The organism is Zophobihabitans entericus, assembly GCF_011745665.1.
GTDB lineage: Bacteria > Pseudomonadota > Gammaproteobacteria > Enterobacterales > Orbaceae > Zophobihabitans > Zophobihabitans entericus.
In genome coordinates this window covers 1,116,038-1,141,014 of sequence record NZ_CP050253.1, presented here as the reverse complement: position 1 = coordinate 1,141,014, position 24,977 = coordinate 1,116,038, and the positions used below count along the sequence as shown (strand labels likewise).

Genomic DNA, 24,977 nt, shown 5'->3' with positions numbered 1-24,977 from the left:
TCTTTGAATTTATTAAATCATTTCTTCGCAATAACATGAATATAGCGCGCTAAGCTCAGATAAGGCTCCTGTCGACAGTATTGCTGTTCCAATTTTAACAACTCTTCAAAGGCTTCCTGCTGCTTAGTTTTATTGGTCATATAATCGTGAAAGACCCGAATTCCGGTTTTGCCTACAATCGTCATTGGAAGCTCAGCCAGCCACTGCTGTACATCTTCTAATTTACGTGGATAATCTGGCGACAGCGTTTTCTTTTTACGCTTAGTCATTCCGGCATCAGCATAACCAAAATTCCCCAGTGTTACTGTTTTAAAAAATAGTCCATGATAATTGTAGAACATCAAAGATAATGTCCCGCTATCATGTAAGCATTGATAGAGCGTACTAAGTACCAGTTGAGGATCACTGACCCATTCAAGTACTGCATGGAAGATAACTAAATCAACTTTCTCAGGTAAATGCTGGGCAATATCCTGAATCGAACTATGAATATAATGCAGCTGCACACCTGACTGAACAGCATTTTGTTTAGCAATATCCAGCATATTAGCCGAGATATCACACAATGTAACATCATGTCCAAGTGCGGCAAGTCGACAAGCGATCTGACCCTGCCCACCACCAGCATCAAGAATAGTTAAAGACTTACCTTTAGGATAAGTTGACAGAATATGTTCAAGATCTTGCCAGATAATAGTTTCACGGATTCTGCCTTTGGTGGTGCCATAAATATTTTGTGAGAACTTGCCGGCAATATCATCGAAATTGCGATCTTTGGCTGACGTTGACATAGTCGTTATTTTTTCTGATCCATTTGCTGCGCCTCTGCATTTAACTGAGCAATTTTTTCAGACATCATTTGATAGCAACGATCCATCAATTCACGGGCATCTTCTTTATGCATACCTGTGGTCTCGATCGGTTCAAGCATTTCAACCAGCCTGTGTCCATTATTCCAGCGACCTATTTTGATGCTATTGGTCTCAGAAACACAAATTGGTACAACGGGTACTCCTGCTGCAATAGCCGCTTTAAAAGCGCCAGCTTTAAAAGGCAGCAAACCCCGACCACGGCTACGAGTTCCTTCTGGAAACATCCAGATCGAAATCTGTTTATGTTTGATTTCTTTCACCACCTGACCAATGGTGTCACGCGCTTTAGATTTATTATCGCGATCGATAAGAATATTACCCGTCAGATAATATAACTGACCAAAAAATGGAATCCACACTAAACTTTTTTTTCCAACAGTTACAGTTTTCGGCTGAACAATACTAGCGGCTACGATCAAATCATAATTATTTTGGTGATTAGCAATATAAATACAACTGCCTCTCTTCTCGATGTCAGGATATACTCGGGTGATCACTTTGATACCAAAAACTGGGGCTAAAAACCGACCAAACATGTGAGCAAAACGGGCAACATTTTTAGGATTACGTGGATTAAACAAGCAGAAAATGGAACCAAAGAGGCAAATAATGATTCCAAAGATACAGGTCAGAATAGTTCGTAAAATAAATATCATGATTCACCTCATAAAAACAATTCACTATTATAGCAAGGAATATTATTTGAGAAATGAGAAAATCATTTTTATCTGACCTATCTGTTTCTGAGCAGAAATTTGCTAAAATACTGCCATCAATTCACTCAGCTAAAAACCATGAACACACCACTAACTAACGCTAAAATTCGCTGGAATGAGCAAGGCGATCCTGTCTCTGAGATTTTTGAGGATGTTTACTTCTCTGATGATAGTGGTATTGAAGAGACCCGTTATGTATTTTTGGATAGCAATCATTTAGCTGAGCGCTTTCTTAACTCTACAGAGACTGTTTTTACGATTGGTGAAACCGGCTTTGGTTCAGGTTTAAATTTTTTAGCCGTCTGGCAATATTTTTTAGCTTTCCGGCAGCAAAATCCTGACCATCCGCTTAAAAAACTGCATTTTATCAGTGTTGAGAAATATCCACTATTGCATGAAGATATGCAAAAAATTCATGTCCATTACCCTGAAATTCACTCTTTAGCAGTGCAACTACAAGCCTGCTGGAATAGGCCAAAAACAGGTAAACAAACCATACATTTGGATAGCTGCCAGCTGGATTTATGGTTTTGTGATATCGCAGAGTATCCGACGTATTTAAAGCAGGAGAAAGTACTGATTGAAGCATGGTTTTTTGATGGTTTTGCACCAGCCAAAAATCAGGATATGTGGTCAGAATCCGTCTTTAAACAACTTTATGCACTTACTCGTCCAAAAGGGACATTTGCCACATTTACCGCAGCCGGTTTTGTGCGTCGTAATTTACAATCTGCTGGTTTTATCGTCGAGAAACGTAAAGGATTTGGTCGCAAGCGGGAAATGTTAGTTGGTATAAAACAATAACCTACAAAAGAAATTGGCATTTTCCCCACAATGTTATTGAGGATTATAGGTAAATAATTATATAATTGAAATCCCTGTTTGAACCGATTACCTTTTTGTAATCACTTTTTAAAGCTTGAGGTTTATCTCGTGCCTGACATGAAGATTTTTGCTGGTAATGCTACACCTGAACTGGCAAGAAAAATTGCAAACCGTCTTTATATTTCTCTGGGTGACGCCTCCGTTGGTCGTTTTAGTGATGGAGAAGTCAGTGTCCAAATCAATGAAAATGTTCGCGGTGAAGATGTTTTCATAATCCAGTCAACTTGTGCTCCAACTAATGATAACTTAATGGAATTACTCGTGATGATCGATGCCATGCGTCGTGCATCAGCCGGGCGAATTACCGCTGTTATTCCTTACTTTGGTTATGCCAGACAAGATCGCCGTGTGCGTTCTGCTCGTGTACCAATTACAGCTAAAGTTGTTGCGGATTTCTTATCAACTGTTGGTGTTGACCGTATATTAACGGTTGATTTACATGCTGAACAAATTCAAGGTTTCTTCGATGTACCGGTAGATAACGTATTTGGTAGCCCAATTCTGCTAGAAGATATGGTACGTAAAAATTTCGAACGCCCTATCGTAGTATCTCCGGATATCGGTGGTGTGGTGAGAGCACGTGCTATTGCAAAATTACTTAATGATACCGATATGGCAATCATTGATAAGCGTCGTCCTCGTGCCAATGAAACAGAAGTGATGAATATCATCGGTGATGTTGCAGACCGTGATTGTATCCTTGTTGATGACATGATCGATACTGCGGGAACTCTTTGTAAAGCGGCTGATGCACTAAAAGCGCGTGGCGCAAAACGAGTCTTTGCTTACGCAACTCATCCAATCTTCTCTGGTAAAGCGGTTGAGAACATTCGCAATTCGCAAATTGATGAAGTGATTGTGTGTGATACCATTCCTCTGTCAAAAGAAGTGAAAGCATTGAAAAATGTCAGAGAGTTAACCCTGTCTGGTATGCTTTCTGAAGCGATTCGTCGTATCAGTAACGAAGAATCTATCTCAGCAATGTTTGAACACTAATTATTTTGCAATAAAATCAATGACATAACCCATTGATTTTATTGCATATTTTATAACGTCATGTCTGATATTAAACTCATCGTTGGCCTGGCAAATCCAGGAGCAGAATACGCAGCGACAAGGCATAATGCTGGCGCATGGTATGTCGATCTCCTGTCACAGCATTACAATCAATCGCTAAAAAACGAACCTAAATTTTTTGGTTACACAGCAAGAATTCAAATTGCCGGTCAGGATGTCCGTTTACTGGTTCCAACCACTTTTATGAATCTGAGTGGTAAAGCGGTTACTGCACTTGCGGGCTTTTACCAAATCAAACCGGAAGAGATTTTAGTCGCTCATGATGAACTCGATTTACCACCGGGTGTAGCCAAATTAAAACTTGGTGGCAGCAACGGCGGGCATAATGGTTTGAAAGACATCGCAAATAAATTTGGTAATAACCCTAATTTTTATCGACTCCGAATTGGTATTGGCCATCCGGGTGATAAAAATAAAGTCACGGGTTTTGTTCTGGGTAAACCACCCAAAAGTGAACAAGAACTAATCGATCAGGCGATCGATGAAGCCGTGCGCTGCACCGATATTTTAATTAAACAAGATATCAATACTGCAATGAATCGCTTACACGCTTTTAAAGCTAAATAATTTAAAAATAGCTCATAATTCAAACTGAATAAAATAAATCAGATTTCTACTGTATTTTTAAACTAATTCTGACTTACCAATGGATTTAAATTGGTCTTAAATAACATCACCAATATAACGTTATAATTTCTAATTTAATTTTTTAAATTCAGATAGTTAATTTATTTATTCACGTTGTTGTCCGACATATATTGAGCTATAGTATGACAAATATTATCTTTCAAATTTATTCTTAAAATTACATGAGGCAATTACCATGAAAAACTGGAAAAGATCAGCAGAAGAAGTTCTGTCTTTAGGACCTGTTGTACCTGTTATCGTTATCGAAAAAATCGAAGATGCTGTTCCGCTGGCAAAAGCGTTAATGGCTGGTGGCGTAAAAGTACTTGAAGTGACTTTACGTACTGCTTGTGGTTTAGATGCAATTAAAAAAATCATCAAAGAAGTCCCGGGTGCAGTAGTTGGTGCCGGTACAGTAACCTCTGTTGAACAATTAAAAGAAGTTACTGCGGCAGGTGTTGAGTTCATCATCACTCCGGGCTTAACGCCGTCAATTTTAAAAGCAGCAGTTGAAGGCACTGTACCGGTGATTCCTGGTGTGGCAACAATTGGTGAGTTAATGACAGCGAAAGAAGCTGGCTTAACCGCATTTAAATTCTTCCCGGCTGAAATCAACGGCGGTATTGCGGCACTTAAAGCATTTGCTGGCCCAATCCCTGATGCAAAATTCTGCCCAACTGGCGGCATCAGTCCAAAAAACTACCGTGATTACTTAGCACTTAAAAATGTGCTGTGTGTGGGTGGTTCATGGTTTGTGCCAACTGATCTTATCGCTAAAGGTGATTTTGCTGGTATTACTAAACTGGCTAAAGAAGCCGTTGAAGGTGCTAAATAATTAGCCTTTCTCGCTAAATCAATTTATTAAAAATGCCGCTTATGCGGCATTTTATCTTAATTAACCCTTTCTGAAATCATATTGCTGATTATTACTCCATCGCTTTTTTCAGTTCATAGAAATGAATGGCGTTAATGTCCAGCTCACTCAGAACTGTCCACTGTTCATTATTGATAGACTCATCATAAACAGTGAAATCCGGCATGGTATTACGATTCAGATAATCAAATACTTCATAATCCCGGCCGTATTTGGTCTGAAAGCGTTCATACTGTTTATAGAGCGCACCATGTTGCTGATCAAAGATATATTTTCGAATCTGATATTGACCTGATTCAATACCATGGAATGTCATAATTTTACGTTTTTTAAAGCTTTGAGTAAGATGTTCCTGTACGGATAAATAGGGATTAAAAACAGAAAGATTGGTCAGCACTACCTGATAGCCAAAATAGGTTTTTGTGACCAGATAGCCATCACCCTGGGCAATAATTTTACCTTTTAATTTATCCATAAATTGCAGTACATAGAACAATGGGCGCTTAGTATTAAACAGATAGAATGCAGCAATACCACTTACATCGATATGCCCTACCTGAGTTTCCTGCTGAATTTCAGTATTAAGTGAGATTCCGACACTATTAATATGATGTGCTAAATCTAATAGAGTATGAAAAATTAATGCCGCCCGGAAGAAACTACCATTAGTATGACGGGTATTACCGGTCAGGGAGTTCCATTTCATCAAGACTAAAGGAATATTAATCCCATGAAACTTCAGCCCCTGTTTGATATGTTTGGTCTTTTCCTGAATATAGGTGATCTCATTGCCAAAAGGTTTATTAGAAATCTTATCTAAGTCAATATGTTCACTAAAACTTGCCGTGTAACCAAAAAAATCCATGGATTTTGCTATATCAGAGGTAAAAAATGGATCAGTTTTAAATTGAATCTCTTCTGAAGCAGGATAATAAAAACCCACTTTAGCATCTGGTAAATAGGCTTTAATGGAATCACGGACTAAGAAATAACATGTTTCCAGGTCACGATGTGACACCGCTTGTTTATCTTCAATATAATAAACAAACTGCCATTTTTTGACATAATCAAATCCATACAAACTAATACAGTGTTTAAAGAACTTGGTGGATTTTTCGATATACGCATAAGGATCTTCACGAATATTGGCATGATAAAGCCGCACAAACAGATGAATATTGTGTTGTTTCAAAAACGACAAGGCGATATCGCTGTTATTATAAGGAGAATAAGTCGGAATGGGTTCATCGGTCGCAAATTCCGGCAAAATGGTATTGCCCGAAATCAAATGATAAGTATCCACATAATTAATATGTGATGCTTGTTTGAGCATCACAATCTGCTGTCTGACATCTTCCTTTAATAACTCATTAAGCTCACCAATAGTGACTATATGCTCCAGTGTGGTAAATCCTTCTGACTTGACCTTGCCTGATAAGCTAATCACCTGTTCTTCTGTATGTGAATATTGTTCTAATGTGTATTCACGGCTTCCTGAATTATTGATAATATCACTGAGAATAGACACCACTTCATTAATATTTGCCTCTTTGACTTTCATTTCTTCTATTTCAACGTGCTTTTTAATAAAGATAGCGCGATCGGGTTTCTTCTTATATTCATTACGAAACTGATTAGGCGTGTTGTTATACACTTTTTTAAACAGGTTAATAAATTGCTTAGTATTAGAAAAACCGTGATCTTCAATAATGCGATAAACCGGTTTAGAGGTATTAATTAAATCATGTACCGCGTGCTGAAATTTAAGTTTAGTCAGGTACTGCATAAAACCAATACCCACTTCTTTTTTAAACAGACGGGAAAGATAAGCAAAAGAAACATGTTCCCGTTCAGCCATTTTCTGCAGAGACACATCCTGATTATAGTGACTATCTAAAAACTGAATGGTCTTTTCTATTCTGGAACTATAAGCACTGTTATTTTTATAGGTCGAAATATTCTTTTCTTTAAAAAAGGAGACCAGAATTAACAGAATTTCTGATAATTGGCGATTGATTTCAAGTGCCGCTTCTTCACTACTTTTAATATAGGCCACCATCATTTTGGCTAGTAATAACTGAATATTTTCAACGTACTTGCGTTTAAAATCAGCATAGTTTTGTGGCAGTAAAATATATTTATGATAGAAGTAATTTTTGTAATAACGGGAAAAGTAGAAATTTGAGACTTCCAGAGTAATCACAATATTTTCCTGCTCACTTTGAATCTCATATTCAGTATTATTGTTAATCAGCAGCAAATCACCGGTATAGAGTGTGACACAGAGTTCTTCACTGGTAACATCCACCTGCCCTTTAATCACATAGAGCAGAGTCACTCCATTATAGCCATTATGGTGAAATAGCGTTTTTTGATTGGCCGTCAGGTTATATTCAGACAAGCTTTTTGCCGACATGATCACTCCATAAACAAGATTTACTAAATTTGAAAGCATTATATCAAAAAATTAAATGTTATTTTTTGATATTTAGTTTCCTTCTTAATTATTTTTATCAAAAAAATACACTTTCTGCCCAAAAAAACCTCTTTTTTATGACTTATTTGATTTCATATAATCTTCACAACTCTTACTAATGAGGTGAATTAATGAAACGTATTATTGAAGAAATAAAAAAAACTGAAGATGAGTTTATTAAGATCAGACATCATATCCATCAAAATCCTGAAATCGGATTTGAAGAACACGCAACCAGTGATTTAGTTGCTCAAAAGCTAGCTGAATGGGGATATGAAGTTCATCGAGGCCTCGCAAAAACAGGTGTTGTTGGTACTTTAAAAGTTGGTAATGGTACAAAGAAAATTGGTATTCGTGCGGATATGGATGCACTGCCGATTGTGGAAGCAAGCGGCAAACCATGGACCAGTAAAGTAGAAGGTAAATTCCATGGTTGTGGCCATGATGGTCACACCACAATCCTATTATGTGCTGCAAAATACTTAGCAGAAACTCGTAATTTTGACGGTATTTTACACGTCATTTTCCAACCCGCAGAAGAGCTGCTTTACGGCGGTAAAGTGATGATCGACGATGGTCTTTTTGACAAATTCCCATGTGACATCATTTTCGGTATTCACAATATGCCAGCCCTAAAAGCCGGCGAGTTCTATTTCCGTGAAGGTGCAATGATGGCCTCTTCTGACACTATTCACATTGAAGTGACAGGTGTTGGTGCACACGGTGCAATGCCGGAACGTGGTATTGACGCTACAGCAGTAGCTTGTTACATCGGTACCGCCTTACAGACTATCGTTTCCCGTAATGTAACCCCATTTGAACCTGCTGTTGTCACTATTGGTTGTATCCAGTCTGGTGATGCACCAAACGTAGTTAATGGTAGTGCTTTAATGAAATTAAGTGTACGTGCATTAAATAATGATGTTCGTCAGTTAATGTTAAAACGCATTACTGAAATTGCCACCAGTCAGGCAGCAAGTTTTGGTGCTAAAGCTGAAATCAAACACGTCAATGGCAGCCCTGTTCTGATGAATGGTAAAGAAGCAACAGCCTTTGCTACACAAGTTGCTAAAGATTTAGTCGGTGCCGACAAAGTACATGAAAACACTGCACCACTTATGGGTAGTGAAGACTTTGCCTTTATGCTCGAAAAGAATCCGAATGGTTGCTACATGATGATTGGTAATGGTGATGAACCAGGTTTTTGTAATGTACATAACCCGGGCTATGACTTTAACGACCAATGTATCGTCCCTGCTGCCTCTTACTGGGTAGCATTGACAGAAACTTATTTAAAAAAATAACTTATAAAATTTGCCATTTAGATGGCGTCTCTGACCAACTCTAAATGGCCTAATGAAAGAAATAAAAGAGGAATCTTACATGACGACAACTACCGTTGCGCAAAAAGTGGAATACCAAGGTAGTGACAAACTCATACTAGGTATTGTGTTAGGCGTTATTACATTCTGGCTATTTGCTCAATCACTGGTAAACGTTGCACCAGATATTCAGCGTAGTGTGGGCATCCCGCTGGAATCATTAAACCTTGCGATTAGTTTGACGGCACTGTTTTCTGGTTGTTTTATTGTAGTAGCCGGTGGACTTGCAGATAAATTTGGTCGCGTTAAATTTACTTATATTGGTTTTATCTTAAGTATTATTGGTTCTCTTTGCTTAATTTTTGCAAGTGAAGCAATCTTGTTTTCTGTTGGACGTATCATTCAGGGCCTGTCAGCAGCTTGTATTATGCCAGCAACTCTTGCTTTAATGAAAACCTTCTATGAAGGGGCCCAGCGTCAAAGAGCGTTAAGTTTCTGGTCAATTGGTTCATGGGGTGGTTCTGGTGTTTGTTCACTGGCTGGTGGTGCAATTGCAACATACATGGGCTGGCGCTGGATTTTCATTATCTCAATCATCATTGCTATTCTTGGTATGTTACTGATTAAAGGTACTCCGGAAAGCAAAATGGAAAGTTCAGAGAAAGAATCTAAATTTGACTATACTGGTTTATTCTTCTTTGTGGTATCACTAGTTTCTTTAAATCTTGTGATTACTAAAGGCTCTTCATTTGGCTGGACAAGCGTAACCACATTATCACTAGCTGCTGTTTGTTTAGTGACTATGATTATTTTCTTCATCGTAGAATTTGGTAAACGCGCAGGTGCATTTATTGACTTCTCACTATTTAAAAATATGCCATACAGTGGTGCAACTTTCTCTAACTTCATGCTAAATGCAGTTGCTGGTACTTTACTTGTAGCAAATACTTATATCCAGACTGGTCGTGGTTTTACTCCGTTTCAAACTGGTATGCTGTCAATTGGTTACTTAATTGCAGTACTTGGAATGATTCGTGTTGGTGAGAAAGTATTACAAAAAGTGGGCGCGAAAAAACCAATGTTATTTGGTACCACAATCACAGGTATTGGTGTTGCTTTAATGGCATTAACTTCCTTACCAGATACACTTTATATCGTAGCTGTATTTGTTGGTTTCGTACTGTTCGGTCTTGGTCTTGGCTTCTATGCAACTCCATCAACTGACACTGCTATTTCAAATGCTCCAGCAGATAAAGTCGGTGTGGCATCAGGTATCTATAAAATGGCAAGCTCACTAGGTGGTGCATTTGGTGTGGCAATTTCAGCATCAGTTTATGCGGCCTTCTTAGCAGTTGGTGCATCCACAGAAACTGCAGCAACAATTGGTTTACTTGTAAACGTTGGTTTCTGTGTATTATCTGCTCTGTCTATTATTATTCTTGTTCCTAAAGATGCAGGTATGTCTAAAGTAGTAAAATAAGAAAAACATCCTAACGATGATGTATAAACAGTGGTAAATTCGGCCCTCCAGTTGGAGGGCTTTTTTATTATTTAATGGTACGACGACTGATCAGCTCTATCCACCAAATTTAATCCAATTCTTCTCAAGCGCGACTAAAGACTTTGTGATGTTTTAGTTGGGTATTCGACCGGGAGCACGCTCCGCTAGCGTGTATTTTTTATGTTGTGATTTGTATTAGCATTGGGTTTGGGCCGGACTGCGCCGCCCTAACGCAATATTTTGGTGATGTTGCACGTTCAGTGAGCTTGCTGGTCTAATAGGAGTACACCCCGCAGGCATGTGTTTTTGTATTGTGTTTGTATTAGCATTGAGTTTAGGGCGGACTGCGCTGCCCTGGCGCAATATTTTTGCTGATGTTGCAGATTCCGTGGGTTTGATGGCCTACCGCACCCCATAGGCACACGTTCGAGGACTCGCTAAGACCCATGAGGTACGCTCTTCATCAATCAACACTTCATTGCTGAGATACAAAAGAAAAACAGTTTTAAACGGTTATTTATTCTTTGATACTCTTTCTGAATGATCTATTTTAAAAGCGCGACTATGTCGCGCAACTCAACAATAACCCAAATATATTCACAATATAAAACTATAATAAAATCAAATGGTTATAATTTAATAAATATTTGATCTTATTGTATTCTTTATTTAAATTCTCCCGTTTCTTTTTAGAAATCTAACAGATACTCCCTTAATCTTTTATTAGTAAATCTTATTAAATGACTACTGAGCTTAGCGGCGCTATGGAGTAAGCGTTACATGGCTTGCATGTTCAGCGCATCGGAATAGTACCGCTAAGTTCACACCCAGGCTAATTCTTTCACCATCCTAAGATCTATAAGCGCGACTGCGTCGCGCAACTTAATTCAAACCTTGTATTGGTATTAGTATGGTGTTTGTCGGGGAAGCACGCTCATTTGCGTGTGTTTTGGATTAAATATATGCTGAGCTTAGCGATTCTATGGGGTAAGCTTTACATGGCTTGCATGTTCAGCGCATCGGAATAGTACCGGTAAGCTCACACCATGCTTATTTTTTCTGTGATATATGGTTGATATTTATTAGCACATTCACTTAATATCAAACCCGATCTATGACCTTAAAAAAAGCGCGACTCCGTCGCGCAACTTTAACCCTTAACTTCTAAGCCCCCGCCCACTTTCAATCAGACGCCAGACTACAATATAAAGCACCAGAATAAACAGCCCCAGAGTTGAGAATGTCATTGCCAGTGAGACATCTGTGATACCCAAAAAGCCATAGCGGAAACCATTGATCATATAGACAATTGGATTGAGCTTAGAGACCCATTGCCAGAATGTTGGTAACAGAGAAAGTGAATAGAATACTCCACCTAGATATGTTAATGGTGTTAAAACAAATGTTGGTACGATACTGATATCATCAAAAGTTTTAGCAAATACTGCATTAACCAGACCAGCCAATGAAAACAAAATAGCAGTCATCAGTAATGTACAGACAATAATTGGCCATGAATAAACTTCAAACGGCACAAAAACCAGTGAAATTAGCGTTACCAAGGCCCCAGTTAATACACCACGAGCTACACCACCACCGACATAACCCGCAATAATAATATGAGTTGGAACTGGTGCTACAAGCAGCTCTTCAATATTCTTTTGGAATTTAGCACTAAAGAAAGATGAACAAACGTTAGTATACGCATTAGTAATCACCGACATCATGATTAGCCCTGGCACAATAAATTGCATATAACTAAAGCCATTCATTTCACCAATGCGACCACCGATTAAATTACCAAAAATAACAAAATATAATGTCATGGTAATAACAGGTGGCACAAGTGTTTGTATCCAGATACGTAAGAAACGAGTGATCTCTTTACGCCAGATGCTGTTTAAAGCTATCCAGTATAAACTATTCATGTTGTCCTCCTTGTGACTCATGGACTAAATTCACAAAGAGCTCCTCTAAACGATTGGCTTTATTGCGCATACTAAGTATCTGAATCTTTTGTTCGTCAAATTGTTTAAATAAATCATTTAAGCCTTGTTCACGGTGTACTTCAACTTCTATCACACCCGGCTCCACAAGATTCGACTTGTAACCTGTAAGATGTGGAACACGATCTGCACTTTGGAAGTCAAGGATAAAAGTTTCTGCCTGCATCTTGGCCAGTAATCGGCGCATAGAGGTGTTTTCGATTAACTCACCTTTTTGGATAATACCGATATTGCGGCACAGCATTTCTGCCTCTTCCAGATAGTGGGTGGTTAAGATAATTGTCACACCTTGTTGGTTGAGCTTGCGTAGAAATTCCCACATAGAGCGACGTAACTCGATATCAACACCTGCGGTTGGCTCATCTAAAATCAGGAGTTTTGGCTCATGAATGAGTGCACGGGCGATCATCAGACGTCTTTTCATCCCGCCCGATAACATTCTGGCACGGCTATCCCTCTTATCCCACAAATCAAGGAGTCTCAGATACTCCTCCGCTTTTTTAAGCGCTTGTTTATGAGGAATACCATAATAACCAGCCTGATTAGCCACGATCTGTAGCACCGTTTCAAACGGGTTAAAGTTAAATTCCTGCGGAACCAGCCCCAGTTGACGCTTGGCATTAACGGTATCAGTCTCAAGGTCATAACCAAAAATACTCACTTTACCTGAGGTTTTAGTTACCAATGAGCTGACAATACCAATCGTGGTTGATTTCCCTGCACCATTGGGGCCAAGTAATGCATAGAAATCCCCGGCTTCAACCTTTAGATCTAACCCTTTTAGTGCTTCAACACCGTTCTTATATCGCTTTTTTAACTGACTTAACTCTAATGCAGGAACAGACATAATTTATACCTTAATTGGGGATATCAGATACCCCCCGTTTATCACTCTATTACTCTTTAACTTTTCAGATAATAGTACTGATAGTTATCTTTATTTGGAATCAATATTGCTTTTTTATAGCGCAGTCCACTCTTTACTAATGGAAGAACAAATATTACCTGAACTGTTGATGCTGCAGGTAAATCTACAAAATACTTATGCAGATCACCCACAACTAATGAACTCTTAGATTTAAACAACTGAGCGTTCAATTTCTTTTGTGCTTTCTTATCTAAATTCTCATAATCTTGTTCAATGGTATTAAGCAAAGACTCAATATTTTGAGCCGCTTCATAACCAACAACAACGACAAAATTAACCGAATTCATTTTAAAGTTTATATTTGCGCTGGCTAAACAAATATCAAGTCCACTCGCCTGATATTTAGCATAAATTGATTTCAGGTTGTTCTCTTTTCTTATGAAATCGGTAACGAGCAGGATAATACCTATTGGCAATGCCACAACAATAACAAAAATGGTGATAGATAAATAAACTGTTGATTTACTGTCAGCACCAGTGGTTGAAAAGAACAACTCAAGCCAATATTTAGCCGGAATACTATATTCAATAATAGCCCAGATGGCAGAGACAGAGTTATAGACAAATGCTATCGCAAATGCGACCAGAAAGCCTTGGGCTGCCATCTTAATTTTGCTGGTATAAACAAGTTTAGTTTTTAATTCTTCATACGAGAGTATTTCTTTCATCTAGATAAATCCCTTTTATTTTATAATTATTATGATAAATACAGACGCTCCAAAATTAGTATCAGGCGCTTTATTTATACTTATATAGTATGTCAAAGAATAATCTAAATAACTATCCATTTTCAGCGCTAACTCCCTTTATTAACTACATTTTATTAATGCTGGTAAAACAGAATATATTATCTATTATTTTACTTGTTAATCCACTTCGCTTTCTGGTAGAGTAAAGTCACGTTTATACGATCTAGTATTATTCTGCTAAGTATCATTCACTCATTTATCTGACTATCTAATATGATGAAAAAAATTTACGACCTGATTCAAAGTAACCATGAATGGTCACAAAAAGTTGCACAAGAAGATCCTCACTTTTTCACTCGTTTATCCAAAACTCAGAAACCAAAGTTTCTTTGGATCGGATGTTCTGACAGCCGTGTTCCGGCAGAAAAACTGACCAATCTTGAACCTGGCGAACTGTTTGTTCACCGTAATGTTGCCAACTTAGTAATTCACACGGATTTGAACTGTTTATCAGTAGTACAATATGCTGTTGAAGTACTTGAAGTTGAAGATATTATCATCTGCGGACACCTTGATTGCGGCGGTATTCGTGCAGCAGTTGAAAATCCGGATTTAGGTTTAATCAATAACTGGTTATTACATATCCGTGATATCTGGTATCGTCACAGCTCTCTTATCGGTAAGTTCCCGCCAGAAAAACGTATGAATATTCTGTGTGAGCTGAATGTTCTTGAACAAGTTTATAACCTTGGTCACTCCACCATTTTACAATCAGCCTGGAAACGTGGTCAGGAAGTTCGTATTCATGGCTGGGTATACGGGATGGAAAATGGCCGTATTACCGATTTACAAATCAGTTCATCAAGCCGTGAAAGTCTTGAAATCCACTACCGTGAAGCAGTCTCTTTCTTACTTAAAGCTCATGGTCTGGTTGAAGAGAACGAGAATAACGAACCCGTTCCGGTAGAAGAGTAATTCTTGCTACCTAAAAACGGTTAAAATCAAAGTGGTAAATAAACCAGATAATATTTATTTCGCATTAATCATGCTTAATATTATCTCAGTTTATGCACCACCTGATTACTACTACCACGCCAGATAAGTGCAGGGTCTGCAAGATCCTGTACAAACTTACCATCAACCAAGACGTTGATATATTCAAGCACTTCTTGTTGTTCTGGTGTTAATTCACTCATTAAATATCCTGTCCAGACCCAGATATCTTTGCCCGGGCACTCATTTTTAACTCGTTTAACCAACTGTAAAATAGCCGGTATATTTTGTGGGTGCAGAGGGTCGCCACCAGACAGCGTTAACCCCTGACGTTTAATTTCTGTATCTTGTAAATCCGCAATAATGTGATCTTCCAGCTCCTGAGTAAACGGAAAACCAGAATCAAGAGACCAGGTACTTTGATTATAACAACCACGACACTGATGTACACAACCAGAGACAAAAAGTGAGCAACGTGTACCCGGACCATTGACGACATCAACGGGATAATATTTGTGATAATTCATTTATCACCCCTATTAGAAATAAGTGCCGGACAAATGCCCGGCATTATAAGAGATAGAAAAGAAGAACTAACCGATCTGACCTGAAGCTAAATGCTTAACGCGACGCTTAACTTCTTCCTGCTTACCCGCATTGAATGGACGAGCATCAGGGCTGCCTAAATAACCACACACACGACGTGTTACAGAGACTTTTGCTGAGTCATGATTACCACATTTTGGACAGGTAAAGCCCTTGCTGGTACATGAGAACTCACCAGCATAACCACACTCATAACACTCATCAATTGGTGTATTTGTTCCATAATAAGGAACTCTGGTATAGCTATAATCCCAAACATCTTCCAGTGCTTTTAAGTTATTTTGAATATTTGGATACTCACCATAACAAATAAAACCACCACTGGTTACTTCCGGATATACTTTCTCAAAATCAATTTTCTCATATGGATTGACCTTTTTCTCTACATCTAAATGGAAACTATTTGTGTAGTAACCTTTATCTGTTACACCCGGAATTACACCAAATTCAGCAGTATCAAGACGACAGAAACGATCACATAAGTTTTCACTTGGTGTACTATAAAGACTGAAACCATAACCAGTTTCTTTCTTCCATTGTTCAACTGCGTCACGCAGACGCTGAACAATTGCCACACCCTTTTCTCTCATCATTTGACTATCAAACGGATGAGTACCGTTACCATATAGCGCCTGTAACGCTTCATGAATACCAATATAACCTAGTGATATTGAAGCACGGCCGTTTTTAAAGATATCAGCCACACTGTCATCTTCTTTCAAACGCACACCACAAGCGCCTTCCATATAAAGAATCGGAGCTACTCGTGCTTTCACACCTTCTAAACGAGCAATACGAGTCATCAATGCCTTTTTAGATAACTCTAAGCGTTCATCAAGGAGTTTCCAGAAACGTTCTTCATCGCCTTTAGCTTCGATAGCAATACGAGGAATATTTAAACTAATTACCCCTAAATTGTTACGTCCGTCATGGATCTCTTTACCATCTTCTTCATAAACACCTAAGAAGCTACGGCATCCCATTGGAGTTTTAAATGAGCCTGTTACTCTGACAACTTGTTCATAGTTCAGAATATCCGGGTACATACGTTTAGATGCGCATTCCAGTGCCAGTTTCTTAATATCATAGTTCACATCGCCATCTTTATGGTTAATACCATCTTTAATAGCAAATACCAATTTAGGGAATACCGCTGTTTTATGATTTTTACCAAGACCAGTGATTCGAACTTTTAAAATAGATTGCTGAATTAAGCGAGATTCCCAGCTGGTACCAAGTCCAAAACCAAATGTGACAAATGGTGTTTGTCCATTAGCTGTATGCAGTGTATTAACTTCATACTCTAAAGACTGGAATGCGTCATAGCACTCTTTCTCAGTACGGGATTTAGCATAACCTTCCACATCAGGAATTTGCCACTCTTCAGCAGTTTTCTTATGTTTTTCATAACTTTTAGTGACAAATTTAGCCAAAATCTCATCAATACGGTTGATGGTTGTACCACCATAAATGTGGCTGGCTACCTGAGCAATAATTTGTGCTGTTACAGCTGTTGCAGTTGAAATAGATTTAGGTGGTTCTATTTCAGCATTACCCATTTTAAACCCTTTAGTTAACATGCCATCTAAGTCGATAAGCATACAGTTAAACATTGGGAAGAACGGTGCATAATCAAGATCATGATAGTGAATTTCACCACGTTCATGAGCAGAAGAGATATCTTTAGACAGAATGTATTGTTTTGCATAATGCTTAGCCACAATACCAGCCAGTAAATCACGCTGGGTAGGAATTACTTTACTGTCTTTATTCGCATTTTCATTTAAAATCGCTACATTACTTTGTTCAATCAGTCCACGAATATCCTGGTTTAAGCGACTACGTTCTTCACGTGATCTGTCACGGTCATGACGATATTCAATGTAGGTTCTGGCCAGTTTCTTATAAGGCCCAGCCATTAGCTGGTTTTCAACCGCATTTTGAATCTCATTAATATCAACACTATCACGTTCAACCATTTGGTTGGTGACAACACGGGCAACTCCAGCACAATATTCTGGGTCGTTAACATTGGCTGCAACCGCGGCTTTTAAAATAGCATCGCGAATACGACTTTCATTAAAAGCTGTTTGGCATCCATCGCGCTTAATTACAACAGGCATTTTTTCGTCCTCTGAACTAAATTCGATATTGAATTTAAAATTGAAAATACAAGATATAGAAGTTTTCAGGTGATTATACACAATATATAGTGACTTTCTAGAGGTGAGATGAATCTATTTGATAACTTATTATTTCTATTACAAATAATTTTCAAAATGTTAAGAAATTGTAAATTTGTGATGTTTAAATAAGCAACAGTTTGTAGAAGAATTAATCAGTACTAGGATCTTATAATAAAAAAAAGAGGACATATCCAAAAGATATATCCTCCTCAACACATCAATTAAATGTGATTAAAAGTGATTACTCCATCCATTCAGTATGGAATACTCCTTCTTTATCCGTACGTTGATAAGTATGCGCACCAAAGTAGTCACGTTGGGCCTGAATTAAGTTAGCTGGCAGTACCGCTGAACGATAGCTATCATAATAAGCAATCGCTGCTGATAATGTTGGTACAGCAATACCATGTTGTACAGCAAGTACAATCACATCACGTAAAGATTGTTGATACTTCTCAACAGTTTCTTTGAAGTAAGGTGTTAATAGTAGATTAACAACATTACTGTTTGACTGGTAAGCATCAGTGATTTTTTGTAAGAACTGAGCACGGATGATACAACCGGCACGGAAGATCTTCGCGATTTCTGCGTAATTTAAATCCCATTTATATTCATCTGATGCCGCTTTTAATTGTGCAAAGCCTTGAGCATAAGAAATGATTTTACCCATATATAATGCTTTACGAACTTTCTCAATTAACTCTGCTTTGTTACCTGTAAATTTCACAGACGGGCCAGAAAGTACTTTTGATGCAGCGACACGTTGATCTTTAATTGCAGAAATATAACGAGCAAATACAGATTCAGTAATAAGAGATAGTGGTTCACCAAGATCAAGTGCACTTTGGCTGGTCCATTTACCGGTACCTTTATTACCCGCAGCATCAAGGATAACGTCAACTAAGTATTTACCAGACTCGTCTTTTTTACGGAAGATATCAGCAGTGATTTCAATCAGGTAACTATCTAACTCACCTTTATTCCACTCACTAAATACTGCAGCCAGTTCTTCATTAGTTAAACCACCAACGTGTTTTAACAGAGAGTAGCTTTCAGCGATAAGTTGCATATCACCATATTCGATACCGTTATGTGCCATTTTCACGTAGTGGCCAGCACCATCCGGACCGATGTAAGTGACACAAGGTTCACCATTGGCAACAGCTGCGATTTTTTCCAGAATTGGAGCTACCAGTTTATAAGCTTCTTTTTGTCCACCTGGCATGATTGAAGGACCTTTTAATGCACCTTCTTCACCACCTGAAACACCAGTACCAATGAAGTTAAAACCTTCAGCAGATAATGCAGTGTTACGACGAATAGTGTCTTTATAATACGCATTACCACCATCAATGATAATATCGCCTTTATCAAGTAAAGGACGTAATTCATCAATTACAGCATCAGTTCCTTTACCTGCCTGAACCATGATTAAAACACGACGTGGCTTTTCAAGTGACTCAACAAAATCTTTCATCGTAAAGTAAGGAACCAGTTTTTTACCTGGATGTTCAGCCATTACTTCTTCTGTTTTATCTTTTGAACGGTTGTAAATTGATACGGTATAACCTCTGCTTTCAATATTTAAAGCAAGATTACGACCCATTACAGCCATACCAATAACACCAATCTGTTGTTTAGACATGAAAATACGCTCCTTGAATGATCTGGGAAAGACTCAATACTTGACGAGTCTACACGGTTATTGATGATATTATATTGAAAACAATAAAAAAAGCTGCAAATAAATTAGCAGCTTTTTTATGTTACCGGTAAATCTTTGAATTAATTAGATAAAATAAAATCTATTAAAATGATAGGCTTTATATTATCTGTCTATTAATTAAGAACGCTTCATCATATCAAAGAATTCTTCATTAGTTTTGGTCATTGATAATTTATCAATCAGGAATTCCATCGCATCAGTCTCACCCATAGGATGAAGAATCTTACGCAGAATCCACATTTTTTGTAACTCATCAGCTGAAGTCATTAGCTCTTCTTTACGAGTACCAGAACGGTTAAAGTCAATAGCCGGGAATACGCGTTTTTCAGCGATTTTTCGAGACAGGTGAAGTTCCATATTACCGGTTCCTTTGAACTCTTCGTAGATAACTTCATCCATTTTTGAGCCTGTATCAACAAGTGCGGTTGCGATAATTGTTAAGCTACCCCCTTCTTCTACATTACGCGCAGCACCAAAGAAGCGTTTAGGACGATGTAAGGCGTTAGCATCCACACCACCAGTTAACACTTTACCTGATGCAGGTACAACGGTGTTATAAGCACGCGCAAGACGAGTGATAGAATCCAGTAGAATGATAACGTCTTTTTTATGCTCAACTAAACGTTTAGCCTTTTCAATTACCATTTCAGCAACTTGTACGTGACGTAGTGCTGGCTCATCAAATGTTGATGCGATAACTTCACCTTTAACCAAACGTTGCATCTCTGTGACTTCTTCCGGACGTTCGTCAATCAGAAGTACCATCAACTCACATTCTGGATAGTTAAACGCAATACTTTGAGCGATATTTTGTAACAGCATGGTTTTACCCGCTTTTGGCGGTGCTACAATAAGACCACGTTGTCCTTTACCAATTGGTGAAGCTAAATCCAGTACACGCGCAGTTAAATCTTCTGTCGAACCATTACCACGCTCCATACGCAGACGTGAGTTCGCATGGAGAGGGGTTAAGTTTTCAAACAGGATTTTATTGCGAGCATCTTCAGGTTTATCGTGGTTAACTTCATTGACTTTCAGTAGTGCAAAATAACGTTCACCTTCTTTTGGCGGGCGAATTTTGCCTGAAATAGTATCACCAGTTCTTAAGTTAAAACGACGAATTTGACTTGGAGAAACATAGATATCATCAGGACCAGCTAAATAAGAACTATCGGCAGAACGAAGGAAACCAAAACCATCTTGTAGAATTTCTAAAACACCGTCACCAAAAATGTCTTCGCCGCTTTTTGCGTGCTGTTTCAGAATAGAGAAAATAATATCTTGTTTTCTTAAACGGGCTAGATTCTCCAGTCCCATCGTTTTTTCGCCCAGTGTGACAAGCTCTGACACCGGTTTATTTTTTAATTCGGTAAGATTCATAATTTAAAGATTCTTGAGGGTAATGTTCGATATGTTGATTAGATAATTAATGTGAATAACACTTCCTATACGTAGGCGGTATTTGTGATGATAGATGAGGATACCTCGTATAAGGTTAATAAAAATTCTACACAAAAATTTTTCTACTGTCTAGCAATTACGAAAAAATATCGCTAATTTTTGTTCATTTTTTATCTTATTTAAACACAAAAAGAGCCTTGATAGCTCTTTCTGCATAGATAACGCAATTAACAATTAGAGTTGTTTATCAATAAACGCTTTTAATTGTAATTTAGATAACGCACCAACCTGAGTTGCTACAACTTTACCATTTTTAAATAATAGTAAAGTTGGAATGCCGCGGATACCAAATTTTGGCGCTGTTGCCGGGTTCTGATCGATATTCAGTTTAGCGATAACGATTTTATCTCCATACTCCTGCGCAACTTCTTCTAAAATTGGTGCTACCATTTTACATGGTCCACACCATTCAGCCCAGAAATCTACTAATACAGGAACGCTAAAGCTTGCTACTTTCTCATCAAAACCTGCGTCTGATAACGAAATAACTTTGCTACTCATAAAAACTCCCAATAAACGATACTTTCGTGATAATATGTGGCAATCATAGAATAAATTTGTACATATCTCTATCAATTAATCTGATAGGAAATGATAATTAGTATACCTGTATAATGAGGTCTACTACTGTTAAAACAATGATAAGGATTATTAATATTTTTTATGACTCAAACATATTTAACTGAGCAAAAATTTTCTGATTTTGCCCTCAATCCATTAGTGATTAGTGCTTTAGAAAAAAATGGATTTACCTATTGTACTCCCATTCAGGCAAAATCGCTTCCTTATACAACTAAGGGACAAGATATTGCTGGTCAGGGTCAAACCGGGACAGGTAAAACTGTAGCTTTTTTGGCTGCAACATTCAACTATTTACTTAGTCATCCAGCACATCCTAACCATCAGGTTAATCAGCCAAGAGCAATTATTATTGCCCCAACTCGAGAACTGGTCGTACAGATCTATAATGATGCTAAAATTCTGGCCGAAGAAACGGGTCTGAAATTAGGTCTGGCTTATGGTGGCGATGGTTACGATAAACAATTAAAGATTCTTTCTGCTGGCGTTGATATTTTAATCGCTACAACAGGTCGTCTTATTGATTATGCTAAACAGAACTATATCAATTTAGAAGCGATTCAGGTTGCCGTTTTAGATGAAGCCGATCGTATGTTTGATCTTGGTTTTATTCGCGATATTCGCTGGTTATTCCGTCATATGACGCCTCCAGAACAGCGTTTAACCATGCTCTTTTCTGCTACGCTATCTCTTAACGTCAGGGAGCTTGCTTTCGAGCACATGAATAGCCCGGTTTATATCGAAATCGAACCTGAACAAAAAACCGGACATCGTATTAAAGAAGAGCTATTTTTTGTCTCTAATGAAGATAAACTCCGTTTATTGCAAACTCTGATTGAAGAAGAGTGGCCTGAGCGTTGTATCATTTTTGCTAACACTAAAGTTGCTTGTGAGATGATTTGGCGCAATTTAGTCGCAGATCAACATCGGGTTGGCCTGTTAACCGGTGATATTCCACAGAAAAAGCGTTTACAAATTCTGGAAAACTTCACTAATGGCCATTTAGATATTCTTGTCGCTACAGATGTGGCTGCACGTGGTTTACATATCCCTGCTGTAACACATGTCTTTAACTATGATCTGCCTGATGACAGAGAAGATTATGTCCACCGTATCGGTCGTACTGGTCGTGCCGGTGCAACGGGTCACTCTATTTCACTGGCTTGCGAACAATACTCTATGAATTTACCAGCTATTGAAGAGTATATTCAACATGCTATTCCAGTCAGTCAATATGATCCAGAAGCTTTAATCAGTGATCTGCCGACACCAAAACCATTCCGTCGTCAATATAATCGTAATAACAAAAAGAAACGCCCTGCTTAGTGGTTCTTATCAGTATTAACCTAAATGAATATGGTCAAAAGTACCATATTCATTTAGAGATAGAAAACCTACCCAATTATTCCTGATTATACTCTGACTCAAGTGCCCGCTTGTCATCTTCTGATAACATTGCTACATGATATCCTCTAATAGCTGCTGATAGTATATATAGCATATTGATTGAAATATTATGATTCTGCTGTCTTAGTAAAGAAAAGGTTTTAACTGCCCCCAATCCCCGCAGCTTTGCAATATCTGTAATCCCCACGCTGACAAGCAAACGCTCAACAGACAACGTAATATTTGGCAGATCTTTCAAACGTTGTTCTCTTAAGCGTTTCTTCTCTGTTTTATCTTTATTTGCACCCTCAATAGACATGCATATTAACTCATTTAACAAATGACTATCATGCCATATCTCATCTGTCACACAATAATACTGTAATAACTTTGATATCACCCCAGTATAAATATTTAACGGTGGCATCTGTAGCTTTTTAAATACCTGTACAGAATCATTATTTGCTCTAAGGTAAAACTGATTCTCATATACCCAACCAAACATAATACCATTCAGACTAATTCCAAAGCCTCCAAACATCGACCTTGATGATAAATACCCAAGTTCTGAATATTTATTTAAGATTATTTGCACTAATTCTTTTGAATTATTAGTTTCCATGAAAAATTCCACATTAAATAACAGTGTTCTGTAAATTTTGTAACTTACTAAAAAAAGTAAGTCCAATTTAAATGTATACCAAATGGATTACCGAAAATATGATTTTTATCAGGTTTAATCAAATTTGCGATATATATTCCAAAAACAGATAATCTAATTAGTATAAAAATATATATAAACAGCTTAAAACCTGCTTCACAACAACTTTTATCAAAAAGTCTATCTTACATTTTCAAGCGTCAATCAATAATCATTGAGTGAAATGATAATTGTATTTGTTATTAACAACTATTGGTTATACAATGTGGTGGGCTTAATTCCAATTATCTGATAACAAAACACTGACTAGCATGACCAAAATTTTATCTATATTAATTTGCATTTATTTACTCATCTCTCAGCAAACTTTTGCTGAAGATAGCAATAGTGCTATTGATTGGGATAAGCTCATGAGAAGTTTTGTTAAATGTGAACCTACATTTTTTTCTGAAATTAATAGTCAAAAAGAACATCTGGCTTTAATGATGCCAGTTGAGACTTTTAATGAATCCCAGTCCTATATCAAAGTTCCTGATCGTACCGACCAAAATAGCAACACAGCCCCATTTGGTTTACCTGTGCAATATCATGGACTAACCATTACCGGCTACTATGATAGTGCCGTGAATTTAGGTAAATATGGTGATTACTATTTCTGGGGCTTTATCTTTAATAACAGTCTGGCAGAAATCAGAGAAGTTTTTTCTGACCTTATCTGGAAGGACATGGAAGGCGAACTCTATATCGCCAATCCAATGATCCGTCATGCTGATGATGATTTGCTAAACTGGAAAGTGAACAACGATACCGTCGTTGGTATTAAAACTATTCCGGCTAAAGGCTCAACTGAAAAACTGTTACTTCTGGAAAAAGGGCCTATGGTTTCTATGCTTTGTTCAATACAGGGATTCGTCCCTACAGAACTGCTAAATCTAGAGCGCCCTGATATTAAGCAACGCCCGCAATCAAGCCTGACACTAAATAGCGAAATACCAGCAGAATCTACTAAATAGCAGCTTCATCCATCTCACCAGTACGAATTCGAATCACTTGTTCAACATCATAAACAAAGATTTTACCATCACCTATTTTACCTGTTTGAGCAGTCTTGATAATGGTTTCAACACACATATCTAAAATTTCATCAGGTACCACAATTTCGATTTTTACTTTAGGTAAAAAATCCACCATATATTCCGCACCACGATAAAGTTCAGTATGCCCTTTTTGACGACCAAAGCCTTTTACTTCAGTCACAGTCATACCAGTGATACCCTGATCGGCAAGCGCTTCACGAATATCATCTAATTTGAATGGTTTAATAATTGCTTCAATTTTTTTCATTTCAAAACCCTTAAGTTACTTATTGCGTTCGATAAAAATCATTTCCACGACTTTTATCAGCA

General features: G+C 37.8%; 22 protein-coding genes. 9 read left to right on the top strand and 13 right to left on the bottom strand.

Annotated features, from left to right (window positions below):
- Window positions 1–17: 17 nt before the first annotated feature.
- Entirely contained in the window at window positions 18–791 is a 774-nt protein-coding gene (gene cmoM, locus IPMB12_RS05150) for a tRNA uridine 5-oxyacetic acid(34) methyltransferase CmoM (RefSeq protein ID WP_166915588.1), read from the bottom strand.
- A gap of 5 nt (window positions 792–796) precedes the next feature.
- Window positions 797–1,528: a 1-acylglycerol-3-phosphate O-acyltransferase gene (locus IPMB12_RS05145; protein ID WP_166915587.1), complete on the bottom strand. Its 732-nt coding sequence runs from the start codon at window positions 1,526–1,528 to the stop codon at window positions 797–799.
- Window positions 1,529–1,666: 138 nt separating this feature from the next.
- Between IPMB12_RS05145 and mnmD the strand changes: the two genes are divergently transcribed.
- From mnmD to IPMB12_RS05125, 4 genes are all read left to right on the top strand, one after another.
- Entirely contained in the window at window positions 1,667–2,392 is a 726-nt protein-coding gene (mnmD, locus tag IPMB12_RS05140) for a tRNA (5-methylaminomethyl-2-thiouridine)(34)-methyltransferase MnmD (protein ID WP_166915585.1), read from the top strand.
- Between the two features lie 129 nt (window positions 2,393–2,521).
- A complete protein-coding gene (locus IPMB12_RS05135; RefSeq protein WP_166915583.1) occupies window positions 2,522–3,469 on the top strand; it encodes a ribose-phosphate pyrophosphokinase in 948 nt (315 codons plus the stop codon).
- A 60-nt stretch (window positions 3,470–3,529) separates the two neighbouring features.
- A complete protein-coding gene (gene pth, locus IPMB12_RS05130; protein ID WP_166915581.1) occupies window positions 3,530–4,117 on the top strand; it encodes an aminoacyl-tRNA hydrolase in 588 nt (195 codons plus the stop codon).
- A gap of 256 nt (window positions 4,118–4,373) precedes the next feature.
- A complete protein-coding gene (locus tag IPMB12_RS05125) occupies window positions 4,374–5,012 on the top strand; it encodes a bifunctional 4-hydroxy-2-oxoglutarate aldolase/2-dehydro-3-deoxy-phosphogluconate aldolase (protein WP_166915579.1) in 639 nt (212 codons plus the stop codon).
- 91 nt (window positions 5,013–5,103) lie between these two features.
- On the opposite strand, the gene IPMB12_RS05120 is transcribed toward IPMB12_RS05125, so the two are convergent.
- Window positions 5,104–7,467, bottom strand: a complete 2,364-nt coding sequence (locus tag IPMB12_RS05120; protein WP_166915576.1) for a helix-turn-helix domain-containing protein — start codon at window positions 7,465–7,467, stop codon at window positions 5,104–5,106.
- A 191-nt stretch (window positions 7,468–7,658) separates the two neighbouring features.
- On the opposite strand from IPMB12_RS05120, the gene IPMB12_RS05115 reads away from it, so the two are divergent.
- Together IPMB12_RS05115 and IPMB12_RS05110 are read left to right on the top strand one after the other, a co-directional pair.
- Window positions 7,659–8,831 carry a M20 aminoacylase family protein gene (locus IPMB12_RS05115; RefSeq protein ID WP_166915574.1) on the top strand — a complete coding sequence of 391 codons (1,173 nt, stop codon included), beginning with the start codon at window positions 7,659–7,661 and terminating at the stop codon, window positions 8,829–8,831.
- A 79-nt stretch (window positions 8,832–8,910) separates the two neighbouring features.
- Window positions 8,911–10,329, top strand: a complete 1,419-nt coding sequence (locus tag IPMB12_RS05110) for an MFS transporter (protein WP_166915572.1) — start codon at window positions 8,911–8,913, stop codon at window positions 10,327–10,329.
- A 1,178-nt stretch (window positions 10,330–11,507) separates the two neighbouring features.
- Here IPMB12_RS05110 and IPMB12_RS05105 read toward each other — a convergent pair.
- The 3 genes from IPMB12_RS05105 to IPMB12_RS05095 are packed head-to-tail and all read right to left on the bottom strand — an operon-like array spanning window position 11,508 to window position 13,952.
- A complete protein-coding gene (locus tag IPMB12_RS05105; RefSeq protein ID WP_166915570.1) occupies window positions 11,508–12,278 on the bottom strand; it encodes an ABC transporter permease in 771 nt (256 codons plus the stop codon).
- Window positions 12,271–13,203, bottom strand: a complete 933-nt coding sequence (locus IPMB12_RS05100; RefSeq protein ID WP_166915568.1) for an ABC transporter ATP-binding protein — start codon at window positions 13,201–13,203, stop codon at window positions 12,271–12,273. The genes IPMB12_RS05105 and IPMB12_RS05100 overlap by 8 nt, the downstream gene beginning before the upstream one ends.
- A 56-nt stretch (window positions 13,204–13,259) precedes the next feature.
- A complete protein-coding gene (locus tag IPMB12_RS05095; RefSeq protein WP_166915566.1) occupies window positions 13,260–13,952 on the bottom strand; it encodes a hypothetical protein in 693 nt (230 codons plus the stop codon).
- A gap of 297 nt (window positions 13,953–14,249) precedes the next feature.
- Here IPMB12_RS05095 and can point away from each other — a divergent pair, with 297 nt between their 5' ends.
- On the top strand, window positions 14,250–14,948 hold the full coding sequence (can, locus tag IPMB12_RS05090) for a carbonate dehydratase (protein ID WP_166917698.1): 699 nt from the start codon (window positions 14,250–14,252) through the stop codon (window positions 14,946–14,948).
- Between the two features lie 80 nt (window positions 14,949–15,028).
- Here the strand turns inward: can and nrdG are convergent, their stop codons facing one another.
- The 5 genes from nrdG to trxA all read right to left on the bottom strand — a co-directional run bounded on the left by nrdG (window position 15,029) and on the right by trxA (window position 21,446).
- Window positions 15,029–15,493, bottom strand: a complete 465-nt coding sequence (nrdG, locus tag IPMB12_RS05085) for an anaerobic ribonucleoside-triphosphate reductase-activating protein (protein WP_166915564.1) — start codon at window positions 15,491–15,493, stop codon at window positions 15,029–15,031.
- A 66-nt stretch (window positions 15,494–15,559) separates the two neighbouring features.
- Window positions 15,560–17,695 carry an anaerobic ribonucleoside-triphosphate reductase gene (nrdD, locus tag IPMB12_RS05080; RefSeq protein ID WP_166915562.1) on the bottom strand — a complete coding sequence of 712 codons (2,136 nt, stop codon included), beginning with the start codon at window positions 17,693–17,695 and terminating at the stop codon, window positions 15,560–15,562.
- Window positions 17,696–17,999: 304 nt separating this feature from the next.
- Entirely contained in the window at window positions 18,000–19,403 is a 1,404-nt protein-coding gene (gndA, locus tag IPMB12_RS05075; RefSeq protein WP_166915560.1) for an NADP-dependent phosphogluconate dehydrogenase, read from the bottom strand.
- A 198-nt stretch (window positions 19,404–19,601) separates the two neighbouring features.
- Window positions 19,602–20,864, bottom strand: coding sequence for a transcription termination factor Rho (rho, locus tag IPMB12_RS05070; RefSeq protein ID WP_166915558.1), 1,263 nt, complete (start codon window positions 20,862–20,864; stop codon window positions 19,602–19,604).
- 255 nt (window positions 20,865–21,119) lie between these two features.
- On the bottom strand, window positions 21,120–21,446 hold the full coding sequence (gene trxA / locus IPMB12_RS05065) for a thioredoxin TrxA (RefSeq protein WP_166915556.1): 327 nt from the start codon (window positions 21,444–21,446) through the stop codon (window positions 21,120–21,122).
- A 162-nt stretch (window positions 21,447–21,608) separates the two neighbouring features.
- Between trxA and rhlB the strand changes: the two genes are divergently transcribed.
- Entirely contained in the window at window positions 21,609–22,850 is a 1,242-nt protein-coding gene (gene rhlB / locus IPMB12_RS05060) for an ATP-dependent RNA helicase RhlB (RefSeq protein WP_166915554.1), read from the top strand.
- 76 nt (window positions 22,851–22,926) lie between these two features.
- On the opposite strand, the gene IPMB12_RS05055 is transcribed toward rhlB, so the two are convergent.
- The gene (locus IPMB12_RS05055) at window positions 22,927–23,532 is read right to left on the bottom strand and encodes a TfoX/Sxy family DNA transformation protein (RefSeq protein WP_166915552.1); all 606 of its coding nucleotides are present in this window, start codon (window positions 23,530–23,532) and stop codon (window positions 22,927–22,929) included.
- A 449-nt stretch (window positions 23,533–23,981) separates the two neighbouring features.
- Between IPMB12_RS05055 and IPMB12_RS05050 the strand changes: the two genes are divergently transcribed.
- Window positions 23,982–24,584, top strand: a complete 603-nt coding sequence (locus IPMB12_RS05050; RefSeq protein WP_166915550.1) for a hypothetical protein — start codon at window positions 23,982–23,984, stop codon at window positions 24,582–24,584.
- On the opposite strand, the gene glnB is transcribed toward IPMB12_RS05050, so the two are convergent.
- Window positions 24,577–24,915 (bottom strand): nitrogen regulatory protein P-II, encoded by a 339-nt coding sequence (glnB, locus tag IPMB12_RS05045; RefSeq protein ID WP_166915548.1) that lies wholly within the window; start codon window positions 24,913–24,915, stop codon window positions 24,577–24,579. The genes IPMB12_RS05050 and glnB overlap by 8 nt on opposite strands.
- Window positions 24,916–24,977 lie beyond the last annotated feature (62 nt).

Excerpts from the sequence above, each read along its gene's own strand:
- cmoM (WP_166915588.1), bottom strand. The coding sequence starts at position 791 with ATGTCAACGTCAGCCAAAGATCGCAATTTCGATGATATTGCCGGCAAG.
- IPMB12_RS05145 (WP_166915587.1), bottom strand. The coding sequence starts at position 1,528 with ATGATATTTATTTTACGAACTATTCTGACCTGTATCTTTGGAATCATT.
- mnmD (WP_166915585.1), top strand. The coding sequence starts at position 1,667 with ATGAACACACCACTAACTAACGCTAAAATTCGCTGGAATGAGCAAGGC.
- pth (WP_166915581.1), top strand. The coding sequence starts at position 3,530 with ATGTCTGATATTAAACTCATCGTTGGCCTGGCAAATCCAGGAGCAGAA.
- IPMB12_RS05125 (WP_166915579.1), top strand. The coding sequence starts at position 4,374 with ATGAAAAACTGGAAAAGATCAGCAGAAGAAGTTCTGTCTTTAGGACCT.
- IPMB12_RS05120 (WP_166915576.1), bottom strand. The coding sequence starts at position 7,467 with ATGTCGGCAAAAAGCTTGTCTGAATATAACCTGACGGCCAATCAAAAA.
- IPMB12_RS05115 (WP_166915574.1), top strand. The coding sequence starts at position 7,659 with ATGAAACGTATTATTGAAGAAATAAAAAAAACTGAAGATGAGTTTATT.
- IPMB12_RS05110 (WP_166915572.1), top strand. The coding sequence starts at position 8,911 with ATGACGACAACTACCGTTGCGCAAAAAGTGGAATACCAAGGTAGTGAC.
- IPMB12_RS05105 (WP_166915570.1), bottom strand. The coding sequence starts at position 12,278 with ATGAATAGTTTATACTGGATAGCTTTAAACAGCATCTGGCGTAAAGAG.
- IPMB12_RS05100 (WP_166915568.1), bottom strand. The coding sequence starts at position 13,203 with ATGTCTGTTCCTGCATTAGAGTTAAGTCAGTTAAAAAAGCGATATAAG.
- IPMB12_RS05095 (WP_166915566.1), bottom strand. The coding sequence starts at position 13,952 with ATGAAAGAAATACTCTCGTATGAAGAATTAAAAACTAAACTTGTTTAT.
- can (WP_166917698.1), top strand. The coding sequence starts at position 14,250 with ATGAAAAAAATTTACGACCTGATTCAAAGTAACCATGAATGGTCACAA.
- nrdG (WP_166915564.1), bottom strand. The coding sequence starts at position 15,493 with ATGAATTATCACAAATATTATCCCGTTGATGTCGTCAATGGTCCGGGT.
- nrdD (WP_166915562.1), bottom strand. The coding sequence starts at position 17,695 with ATGCCTGTTGTAATTAAGCGCGATGGATGCCAAACAGCTTTTAATGAA.
- gndA (WP_166915560.1), bottom strand. The coding sequence starts at position 19,403 with ATGTCTAAACAACAGATTGGTGTTATTGGTATGGCTGTAATGGGTCGT.
- rho (WP_166915558.1), bottom strand. The coding sequence starts at position 20,864 with ATGAATCTTACCGAATTAAAAAATAAACCGGTGTCAGAGCTTGTCACA.
- trxA (WP_166915556.1), bottom strand. The coding sequence starts at position 21,446 with ATGAGTAGCAAAGTTATTTCGTTATCAGACGCAGGTTTTGATGAGAAA.
- rhlB (WP_166915554.1), top strand. The coding sequence starts at position 21,609 with ATGACTCAAACATATTTAACTGAGCAAAAATTTTCTGATTTTGCCCTC.
- IPMB12_RS05055 (WP_166915552.1), bottom strand. The coding sequence starts at position 23,532 with ATGGAAACTAATAATTCAAAAGAATTAGTGCAAATAATCTTAAATAAA.
- IPMB12_RS05050 (WP_166915550.1), top strand. The coding sequence starts at position 23,982 with ATGAGAAGTTTTGTTAAATGTGAACCTACATTTTTTTCTGAAATTAAT.
- glnB (WP_166915548.1), bottom strand. The coding sequence starts at position 24,915 with ATGAAAAAAATTGAAGCAATTATTAAACCATTCAAATTAGATGATATT.